Source organism: Porphyromonas sp. oral taxon 278 str. W7784 (genome assembly GCF_000467855.2).
In the GTDB taxonomy this organism is placed as follows: Bacteria; Bacteroidota; Bacteroidia; order Bacteroidales; family Porphyromonadaceae; genus Porphyromonas.
The window spans coordinates 1-4,127 of sequence record NZ_KI259223.1; the positions used below are offsets into that span (position 1 = coordinate 1).

General features: G+C 54.0%; 3 protein-coding genes. All 3 read right to left on the reverse strand.

The features are described 5' to 3' along the window. Window positions 1-77 precede the first annotated feature (77 nt). The 3 genes from pfkA to HMPREF1556_RS01775 all read right to left on the reverse strand — a co-directional run bounded on the left by pfkA (window position 78) and on the right by HMPREF1556_RS01775 (window position 3,567). Window positions 78-1,058, reverse strand: coding sequence for a 6-phosphofructokinase (gene pfkA / locus HMPREF1556_RS01765; RefSeq protein ID WP_021666477.1), 981 nt, complete (start codon window positions 1,056-1,058; stop codon window positions 78-80). A 373-nt stretch (window positions 1,059-1,431) separates the two neighbouring features. Next, complete coding sequence (locus HMPREF1556_RS01770; protein ID WP_021666479.1) at window positions 1,432-2,565, reverse strand: DUF262 domain-containing protein; 1,134 nt, start codon at window positions 2,563-2,565, stop codon at window positions 1,432-1,434. A gap of 3 nt (window positions 2,566-2,568) precedes the next feature. Continuing rightward, window positions 2,569-3,567 carry an adenine-specific methyltransferase EcoRI family protein gene (locus HMPREF1556_RS01775; protein ID WP_021666480.1) on the reverse strand — a complete coding sequence of 333 codons (999 nt, stop codon included), beginning with the start codon at window positions 3,565-3,567 and terminating at the stop codon, window positions 2,569-2,571. Window positions 3,568-4,127: the final 560 nt, after the last annotated feature.

Consider the following 4,127-nt stretch of genomic DNA (forward strand, 5'->3'; position numbering starts at 1 on the left):
CGGGCACAAAGCATCTGATGCTTTGTGCCCGATGGCGCTTTACTTTTCTCCCCGAGAGTGGGGGAGAGTGGAGCCCTCTAGATCGAGAGGATACGTAGGGCTTCTACCTGCTCCTTGTCGATCGGCTTATTCTTCTTGATCGCCTTGGAGAAGGGTACGTAGACGAGAGCATCGTTGACGATACCGATCATCACATTGCGCTGGCCGTCGAGGAGCGCCTCGATAGCTGCGACCCCCATTCGGCTAGCGATGATCCGGTCTTGAGCGCTGGGTGAGCCCCCACGCTGGATATGCCCGAGGATCACGACCCGCACATCGAACTGGGGGTACTCCTTCTCTACTCGCTCGGCGACCTTCATCGCTCCGCCGGTGCTTTCGCTCTCGGAGACGAGCACGATACTGCTATTCTTCGTCTTGCGGAAGCCATTCTCGATCGTCTCGGCGAGCTGGTCCTTCTCGACGGCAAACTCGGGGATGATCGCTGCCTCTGCACCTGCGGCCATAGCCCCGTTGAGCGCTAGGAAGCCAGCTTCTCGCCCCATGACTTCGACGAAGAAGAGCCGTTCGTGCGAAGAGGCCGTATCCCGGATCTTATCCACCGCCGACACGATGGTATTGAGCGCCGTGTCGTAGCCGATCGTCAGGTCTGTGCCGTAGAGATCGTTGTCGATCGTGCCGGGGAGGCCTACGATGGGGATGTCAAATTCGTCGGCGAACTCCCGTGCGCCCGACAGCGATCCGTCGCCTCCGATCACGACCAGTGCATCGATCCCATGGGAGCGCATCGTCTCGTAGGCGAGGCGGCGACCTTCGGAGGTGCGAAACTCTGGGCAACGGGCAGTCTTGAGGATCGTACCCCCACGCTGGATGATATTGCTCACGTGCTGCGTCTCGAATTCCTCGATCTCTCCCGTGATCAATCCCTTGTAGCCTCGGTAGATCCCCTTGACTCGGATCCCGTGGTAGATAGCGGTGCGAGTGACTGAGCGGATGGCGGCGTTCATCCCGGGCGCATCGCCTCCGGAGGTCAGCACTCCTATACATTTGATTGTAGCCATATCTTCTGGTTGTTTGCTAAGCAGACTAAGCCTGCTTCTCTCGATGCAAAGATACGTTAAATGCCCGCCCGCTCTGCTTCTTCCCTTCGCTTCGCCCTCCTTTGGGGAGGTCTCCGACGAGGCTTCTTCTCTCCCCCATGCCGAGGGGTCAAAAAGGGATGCACGGTAGGTCGGTCGACCGACCTACCGTGGGTCGTGCGACCTACAGTAGGTTTTTTCGGCGACCTACGGTAGGTCGTTTTTGGGGCCCTCCTGTGACCCCTCGCAAATGCCCTATTTATCAGGGCTCTTGGACGAGGGGAAGGCCGAGCTTCGAAGCTCCGAAAAGCACCCTCCAAGTGGAGGGGAAGATCAGCCTCCCCGTCCCGGGTAGTTATTTCTTGCCCTTACGGCGGTTGCAGTCCTTGCAGAGCATCTGAAGATTCTGGGCTTCGGTCTTACCTCCCAGGCGCCAGGGCGTGATATGGTCGCCTTCCATCTCCTTGTAGTCGAACTTCTTCCCACAGTAGGCGCAGACCCCGCCTTGTTGTTCGTAGGCGGTGCGCTTCTGGCTCTCGGTGAAGGCCCGTATATTGAGCACGCTCGGGTCGTTGTTCCCAATCGTCTTCTCGAGGACGTACTGATAGATACCACTTTTCTTGGTCACATCATCATCGGCCATCAGTCGAGAGACTTCCTGCTCTAGAGACTGTGGGTCATACGTGTACTGATGGTGTCTATTGTAGAAGATGCCCCAGTGAAGCCCCTTCATCTCTTTCCGATAGGTGGGGAAGAGCTTCTCTACCCATGCGATGACCCGCCTGAAGTACTCCCAGAGGTCCTCAGCGGTAGGGTCGTGCTGGTGCTCGATCATACATTCCTCGATGCTCTGCTTGGGGTTCTCTCGGTCTCCATACCAATAGATTACCTCCTCCAGATAGTCCTGTCGGATGGCTGTCCCACCGAGGTAGTTGCTCCCGAGCCTGTAAGCAGCACACCCCGTCTTACTGAAGTAGCGCTTGGCATCCGATACCCAGGATCCCGCATAGACAGCGTTGCGTAGCTCTTGGTCGGTAAGCTCTTCGCCGGCAATATTGATCGTCCTGAACCATTCAAGCTTCTCGCTCTCTGTCCCGTCGCATATATAGACGGTGAGCTCGTAGTCAAGGATCTTCTTCTGTAGATCCTCAGAGAGTGTCCCAAACTTTAGGGGCTGTGGATTCCCGAAGAGCCCCTTGCAGGAAAAGTCATTGTTGAGGAAGGTGCAGATGGATAGCGTCCTCTGCTGTCCGTCGATCAGCTCGTAGCTACCATCTCCTTGGTCAGACCAGTACATCACGTTCAGCGGATACCCTTTGCTTAGGGTGTCGATGACCGCCCGCTGTTGCTCGGGTTTGTAGATGAATTCACGCTGGTAGGCTGGGCGTACATCCAGCTTACCTCCGTAGGCGACGACGCCATTTTCCCCATTGTCCTGATACCCGTCGAATAGGTCACGGACGGCAATATGTTCGAGTCGAATCTTCATAGGTTACTTGCGTTTGCGGATGAGAATGCGTGCATATACGGCTTGACCGTTGATACATCCATCTTTATCTTTGATTAGACCATGTGGCTTCTTGGGTGCTCTATTCTCGATGATGAGGTTATTGGCGTCAAGAATCTCGAATTGCTCTGGATTGTGCTTGTCTAAATAGGTAATTGGCACCCCCATAGCTTCGTCGTAGTCACAGGGGATATCCGCTGTCTTGCCTACATTGATCGCTGCATAGTTATCAAAGTATGGATAGTCCTCTGGCTTATACTTCTTATAGAGAATAAGCTCCTCATGTCTCTGAGGAAAGTCTAAATTGGTGAACCACCGTACGCCCTTCATGCGTATGAATTTTCGCCCGTCACTATCTGTACGTGAACTCGCAGCTTCCAGGGGGTAACTGCTTGGTATCTCAAACTCTCTATCTCCGCTATGAATGCTTGGCCCTAGCCAGATCTGCTCACTTTGTACGAAAGGGAAGATCTCCTTATAGGTGACAGCATTTATATTGCCGATGATGATAAACTTCTTCTGGTACTCCATCAGCTGAGCGACGTATTCCCGGAAGAGAGAGAAGGGAGGATTGGTGACGACGATATCTGCTTCTTTGAGGAACTCGATACACTCTTCACTGCGGAAGTCCCCATCTCCTTTCAGCGGATGCACGAGTCCAGCGATATTAGGGTTGGGAGGCATGCCAATATCTTCTCCCTCATAGACGAGGTAGACCGCCTGCTCGGTCGCACTGACAGAGAAGAGATCTGGATCTTGGTTCTTGTAGCAGGTGGTGATGAGCTTCTTGAGTCCAAGCAGATGGAAGTTCAGGACGAAGTAGTAGAAGAAGTGACTCATCCGAGGGTCGTCGCAGTTGCAGAGGACGGTCTTGCCTTCGAAGTGCTTTTTGTAGTGTTTGAGCTCTGCCTCTATGTCTTCGAGCTGGGTGTAGAACTCATCCTTCTTGGCCTTCTTCGCCTGGGTGAGTTGCTTGTTTGCCATAAGCGCATAGCGTGTTAGGCGCTGGCTATCTCTTCGGCGTGAGCCCCCTAAGAACCCTAAGACAAAAGAGAAGCGTAGACGCTTCCCACTCTTTGTCTTAAGGCCCTAGGAATGCCCACGTCACAAGAGATAAGTCACGCCTACGCTATGCGCAGGCGTTCACTGACTTATTCGAGTGACGTACTTTGAATTTCCTAGGTTCTAAGACATTTCCGAATAAATAGCAAACGCTATGTTGATACTGAAGATGAAGCGAAACGGGCAGACGCTACTGCCTCACTCCGACGGCAAAGGTAGGTATAATCTGTCAGGCCTCCATTACGGCTCTCTACCCCGCATAATCGGAGGGCACTTCGGAGGCTGAAGTCGTTTTCGCTACTTTGGGTCAAAAAGGGATGCACGGTAGGTCGGTCGACCGACCTACCGTGGGTCGTAGTAGGTTTTTTCGACGATCTTACGGTAGGTCGTTTTTGGGGGTGCTTAGAAGTCGCTTGTGGAGCGGGCTGGAGGGAGGTTGCTTTTTCGGCTTTGGGGAGGGGCGGGAATCGTCTGGTCTTTCG

What these genes read in the sequence shown, in the direction of transcription:
- pfkA (WP_021666477.1), bottom strand. Translation starts at nt 1,058, where the DNA reads ATGGCTACAATCAAATGTATAGGAGTGCTGACCTCCGGAGGCGATGCG.
- HMPREF1556_RS01770 (WP_021666479.1), bottom strand. Translation starts at nt 2,565, where the DNA reads ATGAAGATTCGACTCGAACATATTGCCGTCCGTGACCTATTCGACGGG.
- HMPREF1556_RS01775 (WP_021666480.1), bottom strand. Translation starts at nt 3,567, where the DNA reads ATGGCAAACAAGCAACTCACCCAGGCGAAGAAGGCCAAGAAGGATGAG.